Origin of the sequence: Rhodococcus cerastii, from assembly GCF_033042195.1 — a bacterium.
GTDB lineage: Bacteria > Actinomycetota > Actinomycetes > Mycobacteriales > Mycobacteriaceae > Rhodococcoides.
In genome coordinates this window covers 1-22,860 of record NZ_JAWLKF010000019.1, presented here as the reverse complement: position 1 = coordinate 22,860, position 22,860 = coordinate 1, and the positions used below count along the sequence as shown (strand labels likewise).

Sequence of the window (22,860 nt, the reverse complement as noted above, 5' to 3'; positions counted from 1 at the left end):
GAGATGTCGGTGACGACCGATACAGATGCCCGCCTGAGCGAGCTCGAATCCCTGCTGTCACCCGGCGCGGTGGTCACCGACCCGGACATCACCGAGGGCTACCGCCGCGACTGGGCGAAGGATCCCGACGCCGGCACCCCACTGGCCGTCGTGCGCGCACAATCCACCGAGGACGTTCGTGCCGTCATGCGGTGGGCCACCGAGCACAACGTGGCGGTCGTCCCACGCGGCGCCGGGTCGGGCCTGTCCGGTGGTGCCACCGCCGTGGACGGCGGAATCGTGCTCACCACCGAGTTGATGCGTGAGATCACCGTCGACCCGGTGACCCGCATCGCCGTTGTACAACCCGGGCTGCTCAACGTCGAGGTCAAGAAGGCCGTCGCAGAACACGGCCTCTGGTACCCACCGGACCCGTCCTCGTTCGAGATGTGCTCCATCGGAGGCAATGCGGCCACCAATGCGGGCGGCCTGTGCTGTGTGAAGTACGGCGTCACCACCGATTACGTTCTCGGTCTCGAGGTCGTCCTGGCCGACGGTACCGCCGTCCGACTGGGTGGGCCACGCATGAAAGACGTTGCGGGACTGTCCCTTGCGAAGCTGTTCGTCGGCTCCGAGGGCACGCTGGGCATCATCACCGAGATCACTCTTCGATTGATTCCGGCGCAACCACCCGCCAGTACGGTGGTCGCGTCGTTCGCGTCGGTGCACGACGCGACCGCCGCCATTCTGGCCATCACCCGAAACCTGCGGCCGTCGATGCTCGAGTTCATGGACCGCGCGTCCATCGGTGCCGTCGAAGATGCCATGAACATGGGACTCGATCGCGAGGCGGCAGCGATGCTCATTGCTCGGTCCGACTCCCCCGGTGCCGACCGAGGTCGCGAGATCGAGATCATGGCGGCCGCGTGCACCGAGGCCGGCGCATCGGATGTCTTCACCACCGACGACCCCGACGAGGGTGAGGCCTTCGCTGCCGCACGGCGATTCGCCATTCCCGCGGTCGAGCGACTCGGCAGCCTGCTGCTCGAGGACGTCGGGGTTCCACTGCCCGCACTGCCGGCCCTCGTCGACGGAATCGCCGAGCTATCCAGGAAATACGACGTGCTGGTGGCGGTCATCGCCCACGCCGGTGACGGCAACACCCACCCCCTGATCGTCTTCGACCCCGAGGACGCCGACATGACACGGCGCGCCAACATCGCCTTCGGCGCGATCATGGATCTGGCGATTTCGTTGGGCGGCACCATCACCGGCGAACACGGCGTCGGTCGCCTCAAGAAGGCCTGGCTGCCCGATCAGGTCGGTGAGGACGTCATGGAACTCACCCGCCGAATCAAGTCGGCACTCGATCCAGCGGGCATCCTCAACCCCGGTGCGGTGCTCTGATCACCCGTCGACGGTGAACCCGTCCGCCACCGTCAACACCTCGTCGAGGATTTCCAGTCCCTGACGAATCTCGTCCTCGGATGTCGTCAGCGGCGGCGCGATCTGGAGGCGATTGCCCGATACGAAGGGCCACAGACCGCGGGACTTCGCCGCTGCGGTCACCGTGCCCATGGCCGCCGCGTCCTTGCCCGACGCGGCGAACGGCACCAGCGGTTCCCTCGTCTGGCCGTCCCTGACCAGTTCGACGGCCCAGAAGAATCCCTTGCCGCGCACCTCGCCCACGCTCGGATGAGATTCGGCCAGCTTGGACAGGCCCGCCCCGAGTACGTCCTCCCCCACATGACGCACGTGCGGAAGAATCTTGTCGCGCTCGAACACTCCGATGGATGCCACGCCCGCGGCGCACCCGAGCACGTGACCGGAGTAGGTCAACCCGCCGGGATAGGGCTTGTGATCGAACTGCGAGGCGATCTTCTCCGAGATGACCACCCCGCCCAGAGGCACGTACCCGGAGTTGACGCCCTTGGCGAACGTGATCAGATCCGGTGTCACATCCCAGGCCTGGCATGCGAACCATTCGCCGATTCGCCCGAACCCGACCATCACTTCGTCGGCGATGTAGACGATTCCGTACTTGTCGCACAGCGCCCGAACGCCGGCCAGATATCCGGGCGGCGGGATCAGCACACCGTTGGTGCCGATGACCGATTCGAGGATCAGTCCGGCGATGTTCTGCGCTCCCTCGAGCACGATGACCTGTTCGAGGTGTGCCAGTGCTGCGGCCGTTTCGTCCTCGGGAGTCGTTGTCCCCCATGGTGACCGGTAGGGATACGGCCCGAAGAACCGGACGACGTCGACGTTGGTGGGTTCGGTGCCCCAACGCCTCGGCTCACCGGTGAGACCGATCGCAACTCCGGTTCCACCGTGGTACGAGCGGTACGCCGCAAGCATCTTCGTGCGTCCGGTGTGCTGTCGCGCCAGCCGCACCGCGTGCTCGACGGCTTCTGCGCCACCGGTCGTGAAGAACACTCGGTCGAGATCACCCGGCGCACGTTCGGCGATCAACGCCGCGAGTTCACTGCGCTTGTTGTTGGCCACGGTCGGAGAGATGGTCGTCAGAACCTGGGCCTGTTCGACGATGGCGGCGACGACGTCAGGGTGCTGATGCCCGAGGTTGACGTTGACCAACTGTGACGAGAAGTCCAGGTATCGCTTGCCCTTGTCGTCCCAGAACCACGATCCCTCCGCACCCTCGACGGTGATCGGATTCAGTTCGGCCTGCGCCGACCAGGAGTAAAACACGTGATCCATCTACTTGCCGCCTTCCTCCAGTGTGACCTCCATCGGAGCGTACGACTCTCCGGTCACGTCCACACCGTCGGCCTTCAACAAATCCAAAGCCTCGGTGACGTACTCGTTGGTGTACGCCTCGGCGTCGGGGTCGGCCGTCAGTACCGTCGATCCCTCGGCATTCCGGGTGGACTTCGCGATGTCGACCGTCTGCTGCCAGGCCGCCTCGTCGATCATTCCGATCCCGTCCGCGGACGGCCAGATCAGTTTGTTGACTTCGTTGACCTGCCACAGCTGATGACTCGCGCCGAGTGTCGAGCCCGCAGCGACGGTGATGTCGCGGCACGTCTCGACGTTGTCGCGGCAGAATATCCAGCCCTTCAACGATGCCGCCAAGAATTTGACGGTCTGCTCCCGGTACGCCTCGTCGGAGAGCTTGTCGGTATTGGCCCAGATCGCGTCCTGCAGCATCGCGACGCCGTCGTCGTTCCAGTTCAGCGACGTGAAATCGTCCTCGGTGTAGAGCGCACCGGTTGCGGGGTTCACGGTCTCGAGCAACTGGGCGTACTCGTTGTAGGACATCGCCTGGGCTGCGGCGATATCTCCGGACAGAAGGCCGTTCATGTCGAACTGCTGCTGCACCAACGTCACGTCGGAGGGACTGACCCCGGCCTTGGTCATACCGGCGAACAGCTCGAATTCGTTGCCGTAGCCCCAGTTTCCGACGGTCTTGCCCTGGAGGTCGGCCGGTGTGGCGATGTTCTGATCCTTGAACGAGACCTGCAATGTGCCCGACTTCTGATAGATCTGGGCCACGTCGGTGATGCCGGCTCCGGCCTCACGGGATGCGAGCGCCTTGGGTACCCACGCGACGGCGTAATCGGCCTGCCCCTGGGCGAGCACGGTTTGCGGAACGATATCCGTTCCACCGTCGAGGATTTCGACGTCCAGCCCCTGTTCCGCATAGAAACCCTGATCGACGGCGGCGAGGTAGCCCGCGAACTGGCCCTGTTTGAACCACTGCAGTTGCAGCTTGATCGTGGTGTTCCCGTCGGCCGCGGTGTCGGTGTCGGTCGTGGTGGTGCTGCAGGCCGAGGCGACCACCGCCAGAGCCATGACGACGGCGAGAAGGGGTCGGGGGGTTCGAGTGATGTTCATATCCATCTTTCCTGGGGACGACGCCGGGACACGAGTTTCTCGAGCAACAGAACAACCACGAAGAAGAGCAAACCGACTGCGATGGCACCCATCACGTAGGCCCACGCCCGGGGGTAGGCCGTGTTCGCCGCGGCGGAGGTGATCCGCGACCCCAAACCGTTCTGCAGTCCACCGAAGTACTCGCAGATGATGGCAGCAATGACAGCATTGGGAGCGGCAACCCGCAACCCGGTGAAGATGTGCGGAACGGCGGATGGGAGGCGAACGATGCGGGTGAACTGCCAACCGCCGACGGCATACGACGTCATCAGGTCGTGGTGCACAGCCGAGACCTGCCGCAGTCCTTTTGCCGCGCTGACGAATACCGGGAAGAACACGACGATGGTCACCACGAGTCGCCGCGGTAGGTCGGTGGTCGAGGAGAACATCGAGTTGAACACCGGCGCAAGAGCGACGATGGGAACGGCTGCGGCACCCGCCGCCAACGGGGTGAGCAGTTCGTCGACGATCCGCAGGCGAACCGCGGCCATTGCTGCGAGGAGACCCAGGACCGAACCTGCAATCAACCCCACGAGAGCATTGGTTCCCGTTGCCAGACTTGCCGATCCGATGTTGCCGAGGTTGCGCACGAATTGCTCGGCGATGGCGCTCGGCGACGGCAGCAGGAACGACGGAACCCCCGCGACGACCGTGAGCAACTGCCACAGTGCGAGCGCCGCCGCGCCGAACACCACCGGTGGCAGCCAGAGCTTCATCGCAGATCCGCACTGCGAACCGCACGGCCGTGCAATGCGTCACGAACCGCGGTGATGGACGCGAAGAACTCCGCCGATTCGCGTGGATCCCCGTTCGCATCGAAACTGTCGATCGTGAGTGCGTCGACGATCCGTCCCGGCCGAGGTGACATGACAACCACCCGATCGGACAGGTACACCGCTTCGGGAATCGAGTGGGTCACGAACACCACTGCTGCGCTGGACTCCTCGGCGATGCGGAGTAGGTCGTTCTGCATCTTCTCACGGGTCATCTCGTCCAGGGCCCCGAACGGTTCGTCCATCAACAACAGTCCAGGCGTTCGAGCCAGCGCCCGTGCGATCGCCACTCGTTGCTGCATCCCACCGGACAGCTGGCTGGGAAATTTCTCTGCGAAATCGGTGAGTCCGACGAGGTTCAGCAACTCGCGAACCCGTTCTGCCCGCTGGCGTTTGGGAACCTTGTGCAGTTCCAGCGGCAATGCGACGTTCGATTGCACTGTGCGCCAATCGAGCAGCCCTGCCTGTTGAAAGGCGATGCCGTACTTCTGTTCGACGCGGGCTCGGCGAGCAGACAGGCCGAACACCGATACCGAACCGGACGTCGGTTGCTCGAGATCGGCCACGATGCGGAGCAACGTCGACTTACCGCACCCCGAAGGCCCGATCAGCGAGACGAATTCACCGGGGGCGATCGCGAGCGATACATCCTCCAGCGCAGTCACTCCCCCGTCGAACGTCTTCCCCACGCCCTCGACGAGTACCGCATGCTCGGTCATGACCGATCCTTTCGACCGGGCGAGCGGCCCGCATAACGGCCGAGCGCGATATCGAGCAGCGATACCAGTGCGGTCACCACCAACCCGAGCACCGCTGCGCCGAGAACAGCGGCGTACAGGCGGGACGCGTCTCCAGTTGCCTGCTGCGAGAACACGATGATCTGCCTACCGATACCGCCGGTCGTTCCGGTGGAGATTTCGGCGACCACGGCACCGATCACGGCGGCGGCAGCAGCCAGACGCAGCGCCGGAATCAGATGCGGCACAGAGGCGGGCAGGCGAAGTCGAACGAGGGTGCTCCACCATCCGGCCGCGTAACTGTGCATCAGATCGAGTGCTGCCCGATCGGGTGCACGCAGGCCGCGCAGCATTCCCACCGCCACCGGGAAGAAGGCGAGATACGACGCGATGACGGTGATGCTCATCCACGGCTGCCAGGCGTAACCGCCGATGGCGATCTTCCCGCCCCAGCCCGCGACGAGCGGTGCCAACGCGATCAGCGGAACCGTCTGCGAGACGATCACATACGGCGACACGGACCGCTCGACCCACACGAACCGTTGCATCGTCACGGCCAGCAACAGCCCGACCACCGTCCCCAGCGCGAACCCGAGTACGGCGAGCCCGAACGTGAACAGTCCACTGGACACGATCGCGGCACCGACACTGCGAGCGCCGGCGACGTTCACCTCGGGCTCGGTCAGCGCCGCCAACACCGACCACACGTGCGGTAGTGCACCGTCGTCGGTGCGCGGCAGCACCCGCACTCCGGCGACACTCACCCCGTTCTCGGGGACGAGCACTTTCACCAGCTCCCAGACCGCCAGCAACGAGCCGACGGCCACCACTGCCATCACCGGACGCCGCACTCCTCGATTCGCACCGGCGGAAGTGGGTGCCACCACCGCAGCCTGATCGAGCAGACTCGTCACGACGTTGCCGTCACGCTCGGGCGGATCTGCGGAATGATGCTCTCTCCGTAGGCCTCGAGTGTCGCGGCCTTGGCGTCGTGCTGCAGGTACACCGAGAACTGGTCGACGCCGAGTGTTTCCAGCTCTTTCAGCTTGGCGATGTGATCGGCCGGGGTGCCCAGTAGGCAGAACCTGTCGATCACTTCGTTCGGAACGAATTCTGCGTGCGAGTTTCCTGCTCGACCGTGCTCGTTGTAGTCGTACCCTTTGCGCGCTGCGATGTAGTCGGTGAGAGCCTGCGGAACACCACCGCCATCGCCGCCGTATCGCGAGACGATATCGGCGACGTGGTTGCCGACCATCCCGCCGAACCAACGACACTGATCTCGGGCGTGTTCGAGCCCTGCGTCGGTACCGTCGGTCACGTAGGCGGGAGCTGCAACGCAGATCGAGATCGAATCCGGGTCGCGACCCGCCTGCTCGGCCGCAGCGCGGACCCGACCGATCGTCCAGGCCGCGATATCGGGATCGGCCAGCTGCAGAATGAACCCGTCCGCCACCTGACCGGTGAGCTCGAGGGCTTTGGGTCCGTACGCCGCAACCCATACCTCGAGCCGGGACCGCTCCGCCCACGGGAACTGCACCGTCGTCTCACCGACCCGGGCGCTCCGCCCGTTGGCCAGGTTACGGATCACCTCTATCGATTCCCGCAGCGTTGCAAGGGTTGTCGGCTTGCCGCCGAGGGCACGGACGGCCGAATCACCGCGGCCGATGCCGCAGACGGTCCGATTGCCGAACATGTCGTTGAGCGTCGCGAACGTCGATGCCGTCACCGTCCAGTCGCGGGTGGCGGGATTGGTGACCATCGGGCCAACGGTCACCCGCCTCGTCGCGGCCAGAATTTGGCTGTAGATGACGTACGGTTCCTGCCACAGCAGGTGCGAATCGAACGTCCACACATGCGAGAAACCATGTGTCTCTGCCTGTCTGGCCAGGTCGACAACACGGGACGCCGGCGGATTGCACTGGAGCACTACCCCGATGTCCATGGCTCAGATCAGATTCTGAGACAAGTCGCGTCGGACGAATCGGCCGTGTCCCGCAGTGCCGGAATAGGATCCACCGTCGACGATGATCCGGCCACGCGAGATCACGGTATCGACATGCCCGTCGATCTCGAAACCCTCGTACGCCGAATAGTCCATGTTCATGTGGTGGGTCTTGTCGACGCCGATGCTGGTGTGTCCGTTCGGGTCGTAGATCACGATGTCCGCGTCGGCACCCGGAGTGATGACGCCTTTCCTCGGATACATCCCGAACATCCTGGCCGGAGTGGTGCAGCAGACATCGACCCACTTCTCCAGCGTGATCTTGCCGCTCTTGACTCCCTGGAACATCAGATCGATGCGGTGTTCCACCGAACCGATCCCGTTGGGAATCCTGGAGAAATCGCCGACACCCATCTCCTTCTGGTCCTTCATACAGAACGGGCAGTGATCGGTACTGACGGTCGACACGTCACCGGTGCGCAGGTACCGCCACAACTCGTCTTGATGTCCCTCGGCTCGCGACCGCAGTGGCGTCGAGCAGACCCATTTGGCACCTTCGAAGCCCGGTGCACCGAGTTGTTCCTCGAGCGAGAGATAGAGGTACTGCGGACATGTCTCGGCAAACACGTTCTGCCCGTTGCCCCGGGCCTGCGCGATCTGTTCCAGAGCCTGCTTGGCCGAGACGTGCACGACGTAGAGCGGTGCACCGGTGACGTCGGCCAACATGATGGCTCGATGCGTCGCCTCCTCCTCGAGCTGCCACGGCCGCGACGTGCCGTGGAAGTACGGGGCCGTGTCTCCACGCGCGATCGATTGAGCGACGAGTACATCGATCGCGATGCCGTTCTCCGCGTGCATCATCAGCAGTGCACCCGTTTCGGCGGCGGACTGCATCGCGCGCAGGATCTTGCCGTCGTCGGAGTAGAACACGCCCGGATAGGCCATGAACAGCTTGAAGCTGGTGACGCCCTCGGATACCAACTCGCTCATGGCTTTCAGCGAATCGTCGGTGACATCGCCGATGATCTGATGAAAGCCGTAATCGACAGCGCATTGCCCCGCGGCCTTGTCGTGCCATTGCGCGAGAGTGTCCTGGACGCGCTGTTCGGGTGTCTGAATCGCGAAGTCCACGATCGTCGTCGTGCCACCCCAAGCGGCTGCGCGCGTTCCGGTTTCGAAGGTGTCGGAGGCGAACGTACCGCCGAACGGCATCTCCATGTGCGTGTGTCCGTCGACCCCACCGGGAATGACGTATTTGCCGGTCGCGTCGACGACGACGTCCGCCGAGGTCTTCAGGTCCGCGGCCAGGGAGACCGATCCTGGTGCCAGCACGGCGACGATGCTCTCACCGTCGATGAGCACATCCAATTCCTGTGCGCCGGTGGTGGATACCACGGTTCCGCCGTGCACGAAGGTGGTGGCCATCAGGGTTGCACCAGCGGTCCGTATGCGTCGGGCCTGCGGTCACGATAGAAGGCCCACCGGTCGCGTACCACCTTGAGCAGGTCCATGTCGAGGTCACGCACGATTATTTCGGGTTCCGTATCCGACGCCACTTCGCCGACGAATTTACCTTCGGGGTCCACGAAATAGCTGGTCCCGTAGAAGTCGTCGTCACCGTATTCGGATTCGATTCCGACTCGATTGATCGCGCCCACGTAGTACTCGTTGGCGACGGCCGAAGCGGGCTGTTCGAGCTTCCACAGATAGTTCGACAATCCACGCGAGGTAGCCGACGGATTGAAGACGATTTCGGCACCGGCAAGACCGAGCGCCCGCCAACCTTCCGGAAAATGCCTGTCGTAGCAGATGTAGACACCGATACGCCCGACCGCGGTGTCGAACACCGGCCACCCCAGATTGCCGGGGCGAAAGTAGAACTTCTCCCAGAATCCGTTCACGTGGGGGATGTGGTGTTTTCGATACTTGCCGAGATAGGTGCCGTCGGCGTCCACCACGGCAGCGGTGTTGTACAGAAGTCCGGGCTGTTCCTGCTCGTACACGGGCAGAATCATCACGATGCCGAGTTCTTTGGCCAACGCGGCGAAACGGTCGACGGTAGGCCCAGGTACCGATTCGGCATATTCGTAGAATTTCGCGTCCTGCAATTGGCAGAAGTACGGACCGTAGAAAAGTTCTTGGAAGCAGACGACTTTCGCGCCCTGCTCGGCGGCGGACCGAGCAAACCCCTCGTGTGCCGCGATCATCGATTCTTTGTCACCGGTCCACTTGCTTTGGACCAGAGCAGCTCGAACTGTGGACATCATTGGCACTCCATCTCTCGCTGGCTTGCACCCTCGAGAATATTTTGCGCCGTGTTACGGGGTCGTTCGGCCGGTTTCGTATGTATTAATCGTCGGGACTGTTTTCACGAGTGTGGAAGGAGTGCGCGCACGGCGTCGATGGAGTCCGCGGTGGCGAGGTCCTTGTCGGGGCGATACCGCAGTACTCGCGCGAATCGCAGGGCCACGCCGCCCGGGTAGCGCGGGCTGACCTGCACACCGTCGAGTTCGATTTCGACGATCAGTTCGGGACGCAGGTACACCGTGTGCTCGTCGCGTTCGCGCTCGTGTTTCGGGAATTCGTCGGTCTGCCACTGCAACAGAACGTCGGTCAGGCCCTTGAATGTCTTACCGACCATGATCGGGTCACCGCCGTCGGGATTGCGAGCTCCGAGGTGCAGGTTGGACAGGTAACCGGTGCGACGCCCGTATCCCCACTCGGCTCCGAGGACGACGAGGTCGAGCGTGTGTTCGGGTTTGACCTTCTGCCAGCTCTTTCCGCGGCGGCCTGCGGCGTACGGCGCACCGAGCGCTTTGAGCATGACCCCTTCGTGCCCGGCGTCGAGTGCAGCGTCGAAGTGGGCCGCTGCTGCGTCCGCATCGGGCCGAACGGCACTCGGAATTCGGTGCCCCGGCGCTACCCGGTCCAGTGCGGCGAGGCGCTGCTCCAGCGGGGCATCGAGCAGGTCCACGCCGTCGAGGTGCAGGCAGTCGAAGAAGTAGGGCTGCAGCAGCAGCTCGTGTGCACTCTCGGCACCGAACCGACTCATCGTTTCCTGGAACGGCCTGGGCCGTCCGCTGTCTTCGAGCGCGAGGGTCTCCCCGTCCAGGACCACCGAATCGCACGGCAGCTCGAGAACCAGTTCCACCAGCTCGGGCACACTCGCAGTGATGTCGCGCAGGGTTCGCGTGTAGATGCTCACGTCGGTTCCGGAGCGGTGCACCTGAATTCGCGCACCATCGAGCTTGTATTCGACGGTGAGGTCGCCGGACAACTGTTCCCAGGCAGCGTGTAGAGACTCCGCGGGAGAGGCAAGCATCGGACGGACCGGGCGACCGACCTCGAGCCGGAATGCATCCAACGCCTCGACGCCACCGGTGATGGCGGCATTGGCCGTCGCAGGCAAACGACCCGAGAGCATGAATGCGCGACGCACCGGTGCCTGCGGCAGGTTCGTGGCCGCGGCAACAGCGTCGACCATGATTCCTTCGAGCGCGCCCTGACGCAGCTCGCCGGTGACGAGCCGGATCAAAAACCGACGCTCCTCGGCTGTGCTGCGCGAGAACAGGTCGGTCAGTATCGCTACCCGCCGAGCAGCAGAACCGGCCCCCGACGTCGCCGCGACCGAAGATATCGCCTCGTCCACCTCGGCAACCGTCAGCGTCGAGTCGGCAGCGGCCGCCACGTCGAGATCGGCCAGGGTGCGCCAGCCGACTCCTATCCGCCCCTGCGGCAATTCCCCCGACAGCCACGACACAGCGGGCTCGATGTCGTCGGTCTCGGCCTCGGCGAGCAGGGCAGCGATCTGCCCGATCTTGATCTTGCGCGAACGCGTCGCCGATACTGCGCGGGACGTTTCGACGATCTTCGACATCAACACACATCGAACATAACCGCCCCCACCGACAGACTCGCCTGATCAGGTCATTCCGCAGGCTCCACTCCCGCGCGCTGACATCCAATTGTTACCGGTGTGACTCGAGCGACCACTGTTCTTGCTGTTACGTTCGATTCATGTCAGCCACGTCCGTGCGACAGAACGCGCAGGAGTGGAGCCTGCGGAACGACTCCGTTGCATGGACGACGTGTCAGCTGAACCCGAGAACGCGGTCGCCCCACGCCGCGCGCATGTCACCGTCGGGGTCGTCGACGAGAGTGTCGGATGCATCGATCACCAGCGTCCAGCGCGTCTTCTCGGTGTACGGAGCCCAATGCTTGGACGCATCGAGCGCGGCGGGGACACCGTACCGCGCGAAAGCGAGCCAGCGTCTCTGCATCCGCGCGGACACCGCCATTGCGGGCTTTCGGCCACCGAGCCAGAAGGTGGGGTCTCGGTTGAGCGTTCCGAAATTGCCGAAGACGTACGGCAGCTCGGTCGCATGTCCCGCTCCCACCCGTGCGGCCTTGAGCATCGGCGTCGCATGATCGAATCGGTACATCCATGTCGGCGAATGCCTGCTGTGCGCGTCGGCGATCCACAAACTGGGCATGAGAAATCCTGCGTCCCGCGAAATAGCCTGTGCTCCAGCGGGTTTGTCCCTGTCCGGATACGCCGCCATGATTTCGGCGACACGATAGGCCGGCAGATCCGCGTGGTCGTGCGCGATGGCGCGGAACATCTCGGAGACGGTGTCCGAGGTGATCGGCATCAACGGAGACTTCATGAATCGGAAGATCGAGGGCTCGTCGTGGTTGGTGCCGATGATCAACGGGATCTTGTGCGAGAGCCCCTTCTGGAAGGCAGCCACGGGATAACGCGGAACGATATCGCCGTCGACGACCGGCGAAAGACCAAGTGTCCCAGGAACTGTCGTCGGGATCTCGTAACAGAGCGTGTCGCCGGCGGTGACCAGCCTGGTGAAATGCATGTCGAACAATTCGCCGATGTCTTTCCGGTCGACGCCCACCAATTCGAGGAATCTCGACGCCACCGCGGCTCCGCGGTCGGGGCCGTACACCGAGGTCGCAGGCGCGCTCTGCACGATAGCGCGCTGGAACAGCCCCTCGGCCTTGGGAGAAGTCATCAACGTGGTGACCGACGCTCCCCCGGAGGATTCACCGAACACCGTCACCTGATCGGGATCACCGCCGAACGCAGAGATGCACTCGCGGACCCACTGCAGTGCGGCAATCTGATCTCGCAGCCCCAAATTGGTCTCGAACGTGTGCTCGTCGGTGGAGAACGAGGAAAGGTCGAGGAACCCGAACGGGCCCAGCCGGAAATTGATGGTCACCACCACCACGTCGCCGTTCTCGCTGAGGTTCCTCCCGTCGTAGACCCGCTGGGCGGACGATCCGAGCGAGTACGCACCGCCGTGGATCCAGACCAGCACCGGCCGCAGTTCCGCGCCGGGACGGGGAGCCCAGATGTTGAGCGTGAGACAGTCCTCGGAAATCGACAGCGACGGATCGATCGGCACCGGACTGTCGCGACCCTGCGGAGCCATCGCACCGAACTCGAGGCCGTCAAGCACTCCCGACCAGGGCTGCAACGGACGCGGCGCACGGAACCGGAGCTTGCCCACCGGCGGCGTCGCGTAGGGAATACCCCTCCAGGCCACGATGGGCGACGCATCGGCAGCGACCGGATAGCCGAGAACGTCGCCGTAGGGCGTGCTCACGAGCACGGTGGAATCGGACGCAGCGGAGTCAGACGCGGTGTCCATGGAACCTCCCCTTCGGTCGTTGCCCAACGTACCAACATCAACCATCCCCTCGGCGACGATACGCACAGCGTCGACGCCCGCGAGCGAAGGAACCGGCGATGAAGACAATCGGATGTGCCGCAGTGGCAATCGTCGGGGCGTGCCTGCTCGGAGGCTGCGGCTCGAGCGGGGAAGGCAACGGTCCGATGGCGACCGTGATCACCGACCGCCCCACCCCGATCACCACGGCTCCCTCCGTCACCTCCGCCGCGCCGGCATCACCGTCCACCCCAACGACGACCACGCCGACGTCCACCACGGCGGCACCGACGAGTCCTGTTGCAGCCCAGGCAGAACCGCAGGACTACGCGGGCAAAGCACCCGGCTGGTACTACTTCACGAGCCCGAGCGGAAAATTCGAGTGCGGTATCGCCGTGCTCGAGTCCTCGATCGCCGGATGCCACGGGTCACTGCCTGATTCGGCACCCGAGGTTCCCGGCAGCGGGGCGTCGGGAACGGCGGTGAAACCCAACGCTGTGCAGCTGATTGCCGGGTCTGCGGCGAAGTTCGAGAGCTTGGGTGATCCCAAGTTCCACCGTTTCGACGGCCCTGCGGCGGCCTTGCCGTACGGCGAAGTGCTCACAATCCCCGGAAGTGGCTCCACCAACGGCCTCCAGTGCAGCGTCGACGAGCAGACCGGGGTCACGTGCACCGATCAGGTAGGCCACGGTTTCACCGTCTCGGACGACGATTTCGACCTTCGTTGACGGTCTCGTTCGCGCGGCAAACAACCAGGCGTAATGTCCGGGGACGGTACGACAATCCCTGCCGTACGGTCTCCCCAGCGGCCGACGCCTGTGCGCGCGGCCGGAAGGTGCATCACTCATGAATCAGACCTCGGACCGCCACACAGCGAAGGTCATCGGCGTCAGCATCGCCGCTGCTGTGGGCGGATTCCTGTTCGGCTTCGACAGCTCGGTCATCAACGGCGCTGTCGACTCGATCGAAGATCACTTCCTCCTCGGTTCGTTCACCACAGGCTTCGTGGTCGCGATCGCGCTCATCGGGTGCGCAGTGGGTGCCTGGTTCGCCGGCAGCCTCGCAGACCGCTGGGGACGCAAGAAAGTCATGCTGCTGGGCTCGGCCCTGTTCGTCATTTCCTCGATCGGTTCGGGATTGGCCTTCAGCGTCCCCGACCTCATGCTCTGGCGCGTACTCGGTGGCCTCGGAATCGGCATCGCCTCGGTGATCGCCCCGGCCTACATCGCCGAGATCGCTCCGGCCAAATGGCGCGGCTCCTTGGCCTCGCTCCAGCAATTGGCCATCACCATCGGCATTTTCGCCGCTCTACTGTCCGACGCCCTTCTCGCCGGCGCAGCCGACGGCGCGTCCAACGACCTGTGGTTCGGCATCGAGGCATGGCGCTGGATGTTCCTGGTCGGCGTGGTTCCCGCTCTCGTGTACGGGTTGCTGGCCACCCTGATCCCGGAGTCTCCGCGTTACCTCGTCGGTCAGCATCTCGACGAGGAAGCAGCCCGAGTCCTCGCCGAGATCACCGGGGAACTGCACCCGGACGAGCGCATCCACGAGATCAGGCTGACGCTGCGCAAGGAGTCGCGTTCGTCGTTCGCCGACATTCGCGGTCCGAAGTTCGGCCTGCAACCCATCGTCTGGGTGGGCATCACCATGGCTGTGCTGCAGCAGCTGGTCGGCATCAATGCGATCTTCTACTACTCGACGACTCTGTGGCGTTCGGTCGGTTTCACCGAGGATCAGTCGTTCACCACCTCCGTCATCACCGCGGTGATCAACGTCGTCATGACGTTCGTGGCGATCCTGTTCGTCGACCGTATCGGTAGGCGCAAACTGCTGATGGCCGGCTCGATCGGCATGTTCGGCGGACTGGTCATGGCGTCGGTGGCGTTCTCGCAAGCGACCGGCAGCGGCGACAACGTCACCTTGCCCGCTCCGTGGGGTGCGATCGCCTTGGTCGGGGCCAATCTGTTCGTCATCTTCTTCGCCTCGACCTGGGGTCCGATCATGTGGGTCATGCTCGGTGAGATGTTCCCCAACCGCATGCGCGCCATGGCACTCGGCATCGGTACCGCAGCCAACTGGATGGCCAACTTCGCTGTCACGCTTGCTTTCCCGCCGCTGACGTCGTCTGTGGGTCTGTGGGTGATCTACGCAGGGTTCGCGTTGTTCGCCGCGCTCTCGTTCTTCTTCGTCAAGGCCAAGATCCGGGAGACCAAGGGTATGGAGCTAGAAGACATGCTGGGGTGATGCCGGACCGCAGATACAGGGGCAACAGCAGCACCATCGAGTGACCGGTGTTACTGTCACTGTCGTTCTGACACGGGGTGTGTCCGCCGATGCGGATGCTGAGATCAAACCCGCCGAACCTGATGCAGGTAATGCTGACGAAGGGATGTCAAGGCGATGACGCCTGTTGTATCTGCGGACCCGGTCCGCTTCACCGATCTACTGTGGGATGCGTCCGAGAACATTCGACGGGCGATCGACGACCTCGAATTTCTTCGGCTCCTCGGGGCGGGGACGCTTCCGCTCGATGCGTTCCGTCGGTACCTCGAACAGGACTCGCTCTATCTGGGCGGATACGTCAAATCGCTGTCACTGCTGGCAGCGCACGCACCGAACCCGGCCGTCGGCGCGTTCTGGGCAAGCGCCGCCGCGAGTGCGATGGACGAAGCCGCATCGCACGAAGCGATGCTGAACGGTGGAGCACTGCCCCCGTCGCCCCGGACGCCCGAGCCCTCACCGGCATGCCTGGGCTACACGTCCTACCTGACCGCGACGGCGGCAACCGAACCGTATCCTGTTGCGGCAGCAGCTGTTCTGCCGTGCTTCTGGATCTACGCCGACGTCGGTCGCTCACTCGCCAGTGCAGCGAAGGCTGTTCTCGATCGAGATCCCGAGCATCCGTACGCGCAGTGGGTGGCCGCGTACGATGCGCCGGAATTCCATGCCATCGTCGACGCCGCCAGGACATTCGTCGATGACGCCGCAGCGGCCGCGACGCCGACGCAGCGCGAACAGATGATCGACGCCTTCGTCGTGGCATCGAGATACGAATTGATGTTCTGGGACAGCGCATTACATCCCACCCCATGGCCCCTGGCCGAGAGTGCGGTGTACGCATGAGAACCACTCGGATTCTCGCCGCGTTGGCGGCGGCAGTCGTTGCCACGACCGGCCTGGTGGGGTGCTCGGACTCGACGGACTCGAACACCATTCGGTTCGCCCTCGACTGGACGCCGAACACCAACCACACCGGCCTGTACGTGGCCCTGCAAGAGGGCTATTTCGCAGACGCAGGTCTGGACGTGGAGATCCTCCCGTACAACAACACCGCGGCAGACACTCTCGTCGATGCCGGAAACGCCGAGTTCGGAATCAGCACACAGAGTTCGGGCGTCTTCGCCACCTCGGCGGGCGCGCAGACCGTCTCGGTCCTCGCGCCGCTCCAGCACTGGGCGACCGGTATCGGAGTTCGTGCAGACAGAGACGACATCCCGAGCCCGAAAGCACTCGACGGCAAGGTCTATGCCGGCTTCGGCGAGTCCGGCGAACAGGCCGGCCTGCAACAGGTGATCAAGAACGACGGCGGCACAGGCGAATACGAGACGGTGGTACTGGGCACATCGGCGTACGAGGCGGTCTACTCCGGTACCGCCGACTTCACCGTCTCCTACTTCGCGTGGGAAGGCATCGAGGCCGAGCACAGCGGAACTCCGATGAAGTACTTCGACTACACCGACTACGGATTTCCCGACGCCTACGCCATCACGATCAGCGGCAACGAACCGTGGCTCGACGCCCACCCGGACGAGGCGAGGAAGTTCGTGCAGGCACTGCAGCGCGGCTACCAGCTCGCTGCCGACGATCCGGACAAGGCCGCACAGGATCTGATCGACGCCAACCCGGGAACCTTCACCGACGAATCGCTCGTCTTCGAGAGCCAGGAGATGCTCGCCGCGAAGTACATGAAGGACTCCAACGGCGAGGTGGGACGACAGAGCCTCGACAAGTGGGCCGCCTACTCGAAATTCCTCTACGACAGCGGTGTGCTGGCCGATCAGAACGGCGCGCCTCTGACTGCGGAGCCGGACTGGTCGACGTACTTCACCAATGACTACCTCGGCGATCGATGAGTCGGTAGCCGCTGACCGAGGTTCCTACTCGTTCAGCGGTATCCGAGCCTCGCTACGGTGGGCGTGGCCCGCGCTGACCGTCGTCGTCCTACTCATCGCCGCCTGGCAGATCTATGTCGAGATCAGCGGCATCCGGCCGCAGGTGCTGCCGTCCCCGAGCCGCGTGGTGGTCCAGGGTTGGGCGCAGCGCGACGCGATCGCCGAGAACGCAGCGGCGACCCTGCAGGTGACCCTCGTCGGCTTCGCGGTCTCCCTGGCCCTGGCGTGGTTGCTGGCCATCGCGGTGGATTTCTCGCCGTGGCTGCGGCGCGCGTTCGTTCCCCTCTTCGTCGTATCGCAGACGCTCCCGATCATCGCGATCGCGCCGCTGCTGATCATCTGGTTCGGCTTCGGGCTGCTTCCGAAGATCCTGGTGATCGCACTGGCCACGTTCTTCCCGATGGCCATCGGGCTCATCGAGGGTTTCGCGGCGGCCGATCGAGACGCACGATCGCTGCTGGCCAGCATGGGAGCATCGCGCTGGCAACAGTTTCGATACGTGCGGCTACCGTCGGCGCTTCCGCGGTTCTTCACCTCTCTTCGCATCGGAATCACCTACGCCGTGGTCGGCGCGATCTTTGCCGAATATGCCGGAGCCAGTGCAGGGCTCGGCATCTACATGAGTCAACAGAAGAACTCGTTTCGTACCGATCTGGTTCTCGCCGCGGTTGCCGTGACGGCCGTGATCAGTGTGGTCCTGTTCGTCTCCACCTTTGTGGTGGAGCGGTTCGTCGCACCTTGGGCGCGCCACGGTACGGTGGGTCTTCATGTCTGAACCCGACACCTTCATCGATGTTCGCGATCTCACCAAGTCGTTCGGCGAAAAGCCTGTGCTCGACGGCATTTCGTTCGGGGTGCAGCCTGGTCAGTTCGTATCGATCATCGGTCCCAGTGGCTCGGGCAAGAGCACTGTGTTCAACATGCTCGCCGGGCTCGACCGACCCGATTCCGGCACGGTTCGCGTACCGCCGTGCGCCTACATGCCGCAGAAGGATCTGCTGTTTCCGTGGCGTTCGGTGTTGGACAACACCACCCTCGGTCTCGAAGTGCAGGGCGTCGCCAAGAAGGAGGCGCGTGCGCGGGCACGCGAGCTTTTCCCGGTCTTCGGCCTGGACGGGTACGAGTCGGCCAGGCCGTTCGAGCTCTCCGGCGGTATGCGCCAGCGAGCGGCGCTGTTGCGCACGGTGGTTCAGGGTCGATCGGTACTGCTGCTCGATGAGCCCTTCGGGGCGCTTGACTCGTTGACGCGAAGCGACATGCAGGCCTGGTTGCAGCAGGTCTGGTCGGAGTTTCGATGGACGGTACTGATGATCACGCACGACATCCGTGAAGCGGTCTACTTTTCCGATCGCGTGATCGTCCTCTCCCCCAGACCCGCCCACGTTCGACGCCAGGTCGAGGTGACGCTACCCCGCCCACGCGGGCTCGAGATCGTCACGACGCCGCAGTTCGCAGCGGTCGAGAAGCAGCTGATGGACGTTCTGCTCAGCGCGTCGACGCTCTGACCGACATCACGACGCCGACCTCGGGTGGTGTCGTTGCCTGGCCGTTCGAGCGGACTTCGCCAGGCTACTGGGCCCTCACCTGGCAGTTGTCCCACCCAATCGCAGCGCGAGATCGTCGACGGCGGAGAACGCCGCCTCGAGATTGGCTTGCGCCTTGGGAATCTGCGGCGCGAGTGCCGGCACCCGCTCGGCGAGCGTCAAGTCGACCGGAACGAAGTGAACCTCCATTCCCAGCGCAACTCCGAGCACCTGACGCAGTTGTGCAGTGGTGTGATCGGCGGACGCGTTGTCCGTACCGGGGGTGTAGTCGTTACCCCGACTGGTCACCACGACGACGGGCTTGCCGACGAGGGGTGCGGTGTCACTGTCGAACGGCACGGTGAGGCCCGGAACGTGTATGTAGTCGATCCATGCCTTCAGGGTCGATGGGATCGACCAGTTGTACATCGGCGCACCGATCAGCACCGCGTCCGCAGAGATCAGTTCCTCGATCAGTTCGACCTGCAGCGCCTCGGCAGATGGCTCGACGGTTTCGTCTGCGGTTCGCAGATGAGGTGCCCAATGCAGCGCGGAGGTGGGCAGATGCGGCAGCGGACTCGTGTGCAGGTCTCGATGGATCACCGAGTGGTCCGTGCCGATCCCATGCCAGGCGTCAGAGAAGCGGGCCGTGACCCGCCGGCTGGTCGAGCGGACCGGGTCGGCGGACGAATCGAGGTGCAACAACTGCGGCACTGAACGCTCCTCACATGCTGGGTGCTTCGAGCCTATGCGTACCGCCGCGTTCGCTCGCTCCTATCCTGGACGAATGGACTTCCGATTCGTCATGCCTGCCCTCGACTCGCGATCGGCCACCTCGCTGGCGGCGGTCGTTCACGAGCGCACCGGGTCAGACGTCGACATCAGAATCGGCGGTTCGGAGGTCCGACTCGACGACGCGACACGCAGCGCGGTGTTGGAACTTCTCACCCAGCTCGCGACCGGCCGGGCGGTGGCCGTCGGTACCGTGGACGAGTTGCTGACCACCTCGCACGCTGCCGAGGTGCTCGGTGTTTCGGACACCTATGTCAGACGGTTGGCCGATGCGGGCGATCTACCGATCGAAATGCGCGGCACCCACAGGCGATTTCGGCTCGAAGACCTTCTGCGGCATCGTGATCGATTCCGGTGACGATGACGGTTGCCGTCACCCGGCCTCGCGCTCGAAGTGCTCGGACTGGACCGTCATGAGATCACGGAACGCCTGTCCGGCGGCCAGCCAGAGCTGTTCGGAGTCTATGTAGTCCACCCCTCGGACCTCGACGTCTCCAAGGTAAGCGCCGACGTCGACCGACAGCATTCCGATGACCGAAGAGACGTCGGCATCGAGATACGTGGATTGGGTGTTCTGCAGCTCGCGGAACTGAGCCGAGAAGAACTCGGCTGGGATCCTGCGATCGACGAACTGGGCGATGAGGAACAGGAAGCGGGACGCATGGGCGGAGCCCGTCCGGAAGGAATGTTCCATGGTGAAGACCTCTCCCCACGGTCGACAGCACCCCTCGCACTGTCGACCGTTGAGCTCGCTGGTACCCGAATTTCGATGATCGGACGAACTCTCGAACATCGATTCGACCCAGGGGCTAAAACAGGGAGCTCGTCCTACCAGGGCCAGATTAATCGGACCTTTCTCCGGTTTTGACCGGAAAAGGCGATTTGATGAGGAGTCACAACTACACAGTCCCGGGCTGTGGTTCTCTACTGAAACGATCCCAGCGGAGCACGATCCGGAGTGTCCAGTTGCCAGAACTCCCAACCGTCACGCTCTTCGACATCACCACTGATATGCGTTGCCACCGCACTGGCAGCGACGGAAGGATTGTCGAACCGTCGGCCTTCCATCGGTCCTGCGGTGATCTCGAGTCGCTGCGTTTCGGGATCGTAGCGTCCGCTCAGCCGATAGCCCTCGCAATCGGCGACCACGCGTACTCGGTTGTCGATCACTTCTTCTTCCAAGGCCGCCTTGGCCGACTTACGGGGTGCTTTCACCCGGGGAGTACGTACCCACGTCTGTTCGGGGCCGACATCGATCGTCGTGTCCAGCGTCGAGCTCAGACCAAGCAGGTCCCAACGCTCGCTGCCGTGCAGCACTCGGTCCACCGCGATTGCGTGGTGCCCGGTCCTGGTGCGCAGTGGCGAATCCTGGACCCAGAGGTCGACCTCTCCGCGAATGTCGGTGGCCATCTCTTCCGACGACACCATGTAGAAACGCGGCTCTTCGTTCGCGAGATCGACGAACACCCAGTACGAGGATCCGGTGTCGTCACTCTCGAGCGATTCGTCCTGCCTGCGGGCCTTCCAATCACCCGTCACCTTCGATCGAACGCGAACTATGCACGACGACGTGCCGTCCATCGACCAGACCTGCACGGGATTTCGACGCGACGTTGTCAGCCGCTCCGCACGTCCACCGCGCTGAGCGACGGTTCGAATGAATGCCTTGATTCCCCGGTCGGATGTGTCTTCCACGGATTGCCACCTTCAGCCTCGAGAGCGACCCGTACTTATGAAGAGCGGTGTTGCGACGGGTGGCGCTGGCACGACTCGGTTTCCCTCACCCTACTGCGTCGATGCCTGCTCGAGTAACCGCAGAACGCCCCACCGGAGGAGTGCCGGTTACCGTGGTGACACCGAAACTCGGCCAGGAGGTACCACCATGCCGGTCAAGATCACCCACGACACTGTTGACCACAGGTTCGAGATCCATGTCGATTCCGAGCTGGCAGGCTACTCGGAGTACCTCGAATCGGACGGATCGCGAACGTTTCATCACACCGTGACGCTTCCGCAGTTTCGCGGCCGAGGACTTGCCGCCGCCCTCACCGAATACGCGCTCGACGACACCAGCACGCATGGTCTGCGCGTTGTCCCCGCGTGCTGGTTCGTTCGCGACTTCATCGCAGCCGCGGGCGATCGCTATTCACATCTGACCGTCCTCTGACCGTCCTCTGACCGTCAGCGACGGGACGACATCACCTCGAAGCTGATCTCGGATTCCGATTCGCAGTCCTTCGAGGCCATGTCCTCCGCAGCCCCACCGTCACATGAAATCTCTTCTGCAACAGTTGCTTCGGCAGCTCTCTCCGCCGCGACCCGACGCCGTTCGTAGTTCTGCGCACCCCGCGCGACGCGTTGTCGATGTTCGTTCAGGATCTGTTCGTAGTGGTACATCTGTTCTCCTACAACAAGAGTGGACGCCGAGCACAGAGCATTGCTGTGCGGCGAAGTATTGAGTCGATCGATGCATATCGTCGGCAGGAACCGGCCGATTGCGCCGAAGGCTCACTCAGAGAGCATGATCGGCGGCCATGGCAATCCGCGTGTAGACGAATCGACGGCGCACGGAATTCGCGTCTGCTGTCATTGTCCACCTCCACGGTCTCTGCGATGTGCCTGTGCCACGATCATGCACGGCTGCGGCGACGAACTCCACCGATTAAATTCAGCGGGTGACGACGAAGGACCTGTTGTTCACCAATTCTCCTGGCGCAGATGGTGATTCGCGTCGACTACGCCCTCTCTGCGATGCCGTGAGACCCCGACAGTGACGACACATCGAACCGACACCCTGGACGCTGCCCGGTACTACTCGTTTCTGACGTTCGCTGAGTCGAGATGGAGATTGCGAACCCGCAACCTCGCGCCGGCACATGGGTCCAGGCCTCGCTCTTCGCAAACGCGCGCGCGTTCGTCAGGTGCGCGGGAAATGGCGAGTGGTCGGGGCGCGATTCTGCGCGCGGATAGCGAACGCGCGCGCGTCTGCGCTCCTATGAGCGTCCGCGGTCGCGTCGCCTGTCGGCAACCGGGTCCAGGCCCGGACCGTACCGGATGCGTGCGGATTCGTGGTCCGCGGTCGCGTCGTCTGCCCGCACTCCAGTTCAGACACAGACCCCGCTCGTCGCAAAGGCGCGCGCGTTCGTAAGAGCGTCCGCGGTGGCGTCGTCTGCCGGCTGACTAGTTCAGGCAGGCCGCACTCGTGGCGGGTGCGCGTTCGTCGTCGGGTGCGCGCGTTCGTGAGGTGCGCGCGCGTTCGTCGGATGCTCGTGGTGTGGTGATGGGTGGTTTCGAAATGCAGAATGGCCCTCGACCGTGGTCGGGGGCCATTCTGGGATGTTGTGTTCGGCGGTGTCCTACT

General features: G+C 63.8%; 23 protein-coding genes and 1 riboswitch. Of the genes, 9 read left to right on the top strand and 14 right to left on the bottom strand.

Annotation, left to right across the window (positions count from 1 at the left end):
- Window positions 1-3: 3 nt before the first annotated feature.
- A complete protein-coding gene (locus R3P93_RS22810; protein ID WP_317534190.1) occupies window positions 4-1,386 on the top strand; it encodes an FAD-binding oxidoreductase in 1,383 nt (460 codons plus the stop codon).
- On the opposite strand, the gene R3P93_RS22805 is transcribed toward R3P93_RS22810, so the two are convergent.
- From R3P93_RS22805 to R3P93_RS22760, 10 genes are all read right to left on the bottom strand, one after another.
- A complete protein-coding gene (locus tag R3P93_RS22805; RefSeq protein WP_317534189.1) occupies window positions 1,387-2,697 on the bottom strand; it encodes an aspartate aminotransferase family protein in 1,311 nt (436 codons plus the stop codon).
- Window positions 2,698-3,834 (bottom strand): ABC transporter substrate-binding protein, encoded by a 1,137-nt coding sequence (locus tag R3P93_RS22800; protein WP_094638603.1) that lies wholly within the window; start codon window positions 3,832-3,834, stop codon window positions 2,698-2,700.
- Window positions 3,831-4,589 (bottom strand): ABC transporter permease, encoded by a 759-nt coding sequence (locus R3P93_RS22795; protein WP_149408063.1) that lies wholly within the window; start codon window positions 4,587-4,589, stop codon window positions 3,831-3,833. The genes R3P93_RS22800 and R3P93_RS22795 overlap by 4 nt, the downstream gene beginning before the upstream one ends.
- Window positions 4,586-5,365, bottom strand: a complete 780-nt coding sequence (locus R3P93_RS22790; RefSeq protein WP_149408064.1) for an ABC transporter ATP-binding protein — start codon at window positions 5,363-5,365, stop codon at window positions 4,586-4,588. The genes R3P93_RS22795 and R3P93_RS22790 overlap by 4 nt, the downstream gene beginning before the upstream one ends.
- Window positions 5,362-6,297 (bottom strand): ABC transporter permease, encoded by a 936-nt coding sequence (locus tag R3P93_RS22785; RefSeq protein WP_317534188.1) that lies wholly within the window; start codon window positions 6,295-6,297, stop codon window positions 5,362-5,364. Before R3P93_RS22785 ends, R3P93_RS22790 begins: the two co-directional genes overlap by 4 nt.
- Window positions 6,294-7,325 carry a TIGR03842 family LLM class F420-dependent oxidoreductase gene (locus R3P93_RS22780; protein ID WP_149408066.1) on the bottom strand — a complete coding sequence of 344 codons (1,032 nt, stop codon included), beginning with the start codon at window positions 7,323-7,325 and terminating at the stop codon, window positions 6,294-6,296. Before R3P93_RS22780 ends, R3P93_RS22785 begins: the two co-directional genes overlap by 4 nt.
- Before the next feature lie 3 nt (window positions 7,326-7,328).
- Window positions 7,329-8,750, bottom strand: a complete 1,422-nt coding sequence (gene hydA, locus R3P93_RS22775) for a dihydropyrimidinase (RefSeq protein WP_317534187.1) — start codon at window positions 8,748-8,750, stop codon at window positions 7,329-7,331.
- Complete coding sequence (locus R3P93_RS22770; RefSeq protein ID WP_197477958.1) at window positions 8,750-9,589, bottom strand: nitrilase-related carbon-nitrogen hydrolase; 840 nt, start codon at window positions 9,587-9,589, stop codon at window positions 8,750-8,752. Before R3P93_RS22770 ends, hydA begins: the two co-directional genes overlap by 1 nt.
- A 104-nt stretch (window positions 9,590-9,693) precedes the next feature.
- Window positions 9,694-11,208, bottom strand: coding sequence for an ATP-dependent DNA ligase (locus R3P93_RS22765; RefSeq protein WP_317534186.1), 1,515 nt, complete (start codon window positions 11,206-11,208; stop codon window positions 9,694-9,696).
- A 208-nt stretch (window positions 11,209-11,416) separates the two neighbouring features.
- Window positions 11,417-12,994, bottom strand: coding sequence for a carboxylesterase/lipase family protein (locus tag R3P93_RS22760; RefSeq protein WP_269595602.1), 1,578 nt, complete (start codon window positions 12,992-12,994; stop codon window positions 11,417-11,419).
- Between the two features lie 98 nt (window positions 12,995-13,092).
- Between R3P93_RS22760 and R3P93_RS22755 the strand changes: the two genes are divergently transcribed.
- The 6 genes from R3P93_RS22755 (at window position 13,093) to R3P93_RS22730 (ending at window position 18,689) form a co-directional block, all read left to right on the top strand.
- Window positions 13,093-13,740: a hypothetical protein gene (locus tag R3P93_RS22755; RefSeq protein ID WP_317534185.1), complete on the top strand. Its 648-nt coding sequence runs from the start codon at window positions 13,093-13,095 to the stop codon at window positions 13,738-13,740.
- 118 nt (window positions 13,741-13,858) lie between these two features.
- Window positions 13,859-15,256, top strand: a complete 1,398-nt coding sequence (locus tag R3P93_RS22750) for a sugar porter family MFS transporter (RefSeq protein WP_317534184.1) — start codon at window positions 13,859-13,861, stop codon at window positions 15,254-15,256.
- A gap of 63 nt (window positions 15,257-15,319) precedes the next feature.
- A riboswitch (TPP riboswitch) is annotated at window positions 15,320-15,419 on the top strand.
- Window positions 15,413-16,135 carry a TenA family protein gene (locus R3P93_RS22745; protein WP_317534183.1) on the top strand — a complete coding sequence of 241 codons (723 nt, stop codon included), beginning with the start codon at window positions 15,413-15,415 and terminating at the stop codon, window positions 16,133-16,135. It overlaps the preceding riboswitch by 7 nt.
- Entirely contained in the window at window positions 16,132-17,145 is a 1,014-nt protein-coding gene (locus R3P93_RS22740) for an ABC transporter substrate-binding protein (RefSeq protein ID WP_317534182.1), read from the top strand. Before R3P93_RS22745 ends, R3P93_RS22740 begins: the two co-directional genes overlap by 4 nt.
- Window positions 17,123-17,959: an ABC transporter permease gene (locus R3P93_RS22735; RefSeq protein WP_317534181.1), complete on the top strand. Its 837-nt coding sequence runs from the start codon at window positions 17,123-17,125 to the stop codon at window positions 17,957-17,959. Before R3P93_RS22740 ends, R3P93_RS22735 begins: the two co-directional genes overlap by 23 nt.
- On the top strand, window positions 17,952-18,689 hold the full coding sequence (locus R3P93_RS22730; RefSeq protein ID WP_317534180.1) for an ABC transporter ATP-binding protein: 738 nt from the start codon (window positions 17,952-17,954) through the stop codon (window positions 18,687-18,689). The genes R3P93_RS22735 and R3P93_RS22730 overlap by 8 nt, the downstream gene beginning before the upstream one ends.
- Before the next feature lie 75 nt (window positions 18,690-18,764).
- Here R3P93_RS22730 and R3P93_RS22725 read toward each other — a convergent pair whose 3' ends face one another.
- Entirely contained in the window at window positions 18,765-19,421 is a 657-nt protein-coding gene (locus tag R3P93_RS22725; RefSeq protein ID WP_068048416.1) for an FMN-dependent NADH-azoreductase, read from the bottom strand.
- A 73-nt stretch (window positions 19,422-19,494) separates the two neighbouring features.
- Here R3P93_RS22725 and R3P93_RS22720 point away from each other — a divergent pair, with 73 nt between their 5' ends.
- Window positions 19,495-19,857: a helix-turn-helix domain-containing protein gene (locus tag R3P93_RS22720; RefSeq protein WP_068048439.1), complete on the top strand. Its 363-nt coding sequence runs from the start codon at window positions 19,495-19,497 to the stop codon at window positions 19,855-19,857.
- Between the two features lie 15 nt (window positions 19,858-19,872).
- On the opposite strand, the gene R3P93_RS22715 is transcribed toward R3P93_RS22720, so the two are convergent.
- Window positions 19,873-20,193: a homoserine dehydrogenase gene (locus tag R3P93_RS22715; protein WP_068048442.1), complete on the bottom strand. Its 321-nt coding sequence runs from the start codon at window positions 20,191-20,193 to the stop codon at window positions 19,873-19,875.
- 230 nt (window positions 20,194-20,423) lie between these two features.
- Entirely contained in the window at window positions 20,424-21,194 is a 771-nt protein-coding gene (locus R3P93_RS22710) for a hypothetical protein (RefSeq protein ID WP_094638615.1), read from the bottom strand.
- 187 nt (window positions 21,195-21,381) lie between these two features.
- Here R3P93_RS22710 and R3P93_RS22705 point away from each other — a divergent pair, with 187 nt between their 5' ends.
- The gene (locus R3P93_RS22705) at window positions 21,382-21,666 is read left to right on the top strand and encodes a GNAT family N-acetyltransferase (RefSeq protein ID WP_317534179.1); all 285 of its coding nucleotides are present in this window, start codon (window positions 21,382-21,384) and stop codon (window positions 21,664-21,666) included.
- Between the two features lie 14 nt (window positions 21,667-21,680).
- Here the strand turns inward: R3P93_RS22705 and R3P93_RS22700 are convergent, their stop codons facing one another.
- Window positions 21,681-21,896, bottom strand: a complete 216-nt coding sequence (locus R3P93_RS22700; RefSeq protein ID WP_317534178.1) for a hypothetical protein — start codon at window positions 21,894-21,896, stop codon at window positions 21,681-21,683.
- Window positions 21,897-22,860 lie beyond the last annotated feature (964 nt).

Bases quoted from the DNA above. Each gene is read 5' to 3' on its own strand.
- R3P93_RS22810 (WP_317534190.1), top strand. From the start codon at position 4: ATGTCGGTGACGACCGATACAGATGCCCGCCTGAGCGAGCTCGAATCC.
- R3P93_RS22805 (WP_317534189.1), bottom strand. From the start codon at position 2,697: ATGGATCACGTGTTTTACTCCTGGTCGGCGCAGGCCGAACTGAATCCG.
- R3P93_RS22800 (WP_094638603.1), bottom strand. From the start codon at position 3,834: ATGAACATCACTCGAACCCCCCGACCCCTTCTCGCCGTCGTCATGGCT.
- R3P93_RS22795 (WP_149408063.1), bottom strand. From the start codon at position 4,589: ATGAAGCTCTGGCTGCCACCGGTGGTGTTCGGCGCGGCGGCGCTCGCA.
- R3P93_RS22790 (WP_149408064.1), bottom strand. From the start codon at position 5,365: ATGACCGAGCATGCGGTACTCGTCGAGGGCGTGGGGAAGACGTTCGAC.
- R3P93_RS22780 (WP_149408066.1), bottom strand. From the start codon at position 7,325: ATGGACATCGGGGTAGTGCTCCAGTGCAATCCGCCGGCGTCCCGTGTT.
- hydA (WP_317534187.1), bottom strand. From the start codon at position 8,750: ATGGCCACCACCTTCGTGCACGGCGGAACCGTGGTATCCACCACCGGC.
- R3P93_RS22770 (WP_197477958.1), bottom strand. From the start codon at position 9,589: ATGTCCACAGTTCGAGCTGCTCTGGTCCAAAGCAAGTGGACCGGTGAC.
- R3P93_RS22760 (WP_269595602.1), bottom strand. From the start codon at position 12,994: ATGGACACCGCGTCTGACTCCGCTGCGTCCGATTCCACCGTGCTCGTG.
- R3P93_RS22755 (WP_317534185.1), top strand. From the start codon at position 13,093: ATGAAGACAATCGGATGTGCCGCAGTGGCAATCGTCGGGGCGTGCCTG.
- R3P93_RS22750 (WP_317534184.1), top strand. From the start codon at position 13,859: ATGAATCAGACCTCGGACCGCCACACAGCGAAGGTCATCGGCGTCAGC.
- R3P93_RS22745 (WP_317534183.1), top strand. From the start codon at position 15,413: ATGACGCCTGTTGTATCTGCGGACCCGGTCCGCTTCACCGATCTACTG.
- R3P93_RS22740 (WP_317534182.1), top strand. From the start codon at position 16,132: ATGAGAACCACTCGGATTCTCGCCGCGTTGGCGGCGGCAGTCGTTGCC.
- R3P93_RS22735 (WP_317534181.1), top strand. From the start codon at position 17,123: ATGACTACCTCGGCGATCGATGAGTCGGTAGCCGCTGACCGAGGTTCC.
- R3P93_RS22730 (WP_317534180.1), top strand. From the start codon at position 17,952: ATGTCTGAACCCGACACCTTCATCGATGTTCGCGATCTCACCAAGTCG.
- R3P93_RS22720 (WP_068048439.1), top strand. From the start codon at position 19,495: ATGGACTTCCGATTCGTCATGCCTGCCCTCGACTCGCGATCGGCCACC.
- R3P93_RS22715 (WP_068048442.1), bottom strand. From the start codon at position 20,193: ATGGAACATTCCTTCCGGACGGGCTCCGCCCATGCGTCCCGCTTCCTG.
- R3P93_RS22705 (WP_317534179.1), top strand. From the start codon at position 21,382: ATGCCGGTCAAGATCACCCACGACACTGTTGACCACAGGTTCGAGATC.
- R3P93_RS22700 (WP_317534178.1), bottom strand. From the start codon at position 21,896: ATGTACCACTACGAACAGATCCTGAACGAACATCGACAACGCGTCGCG.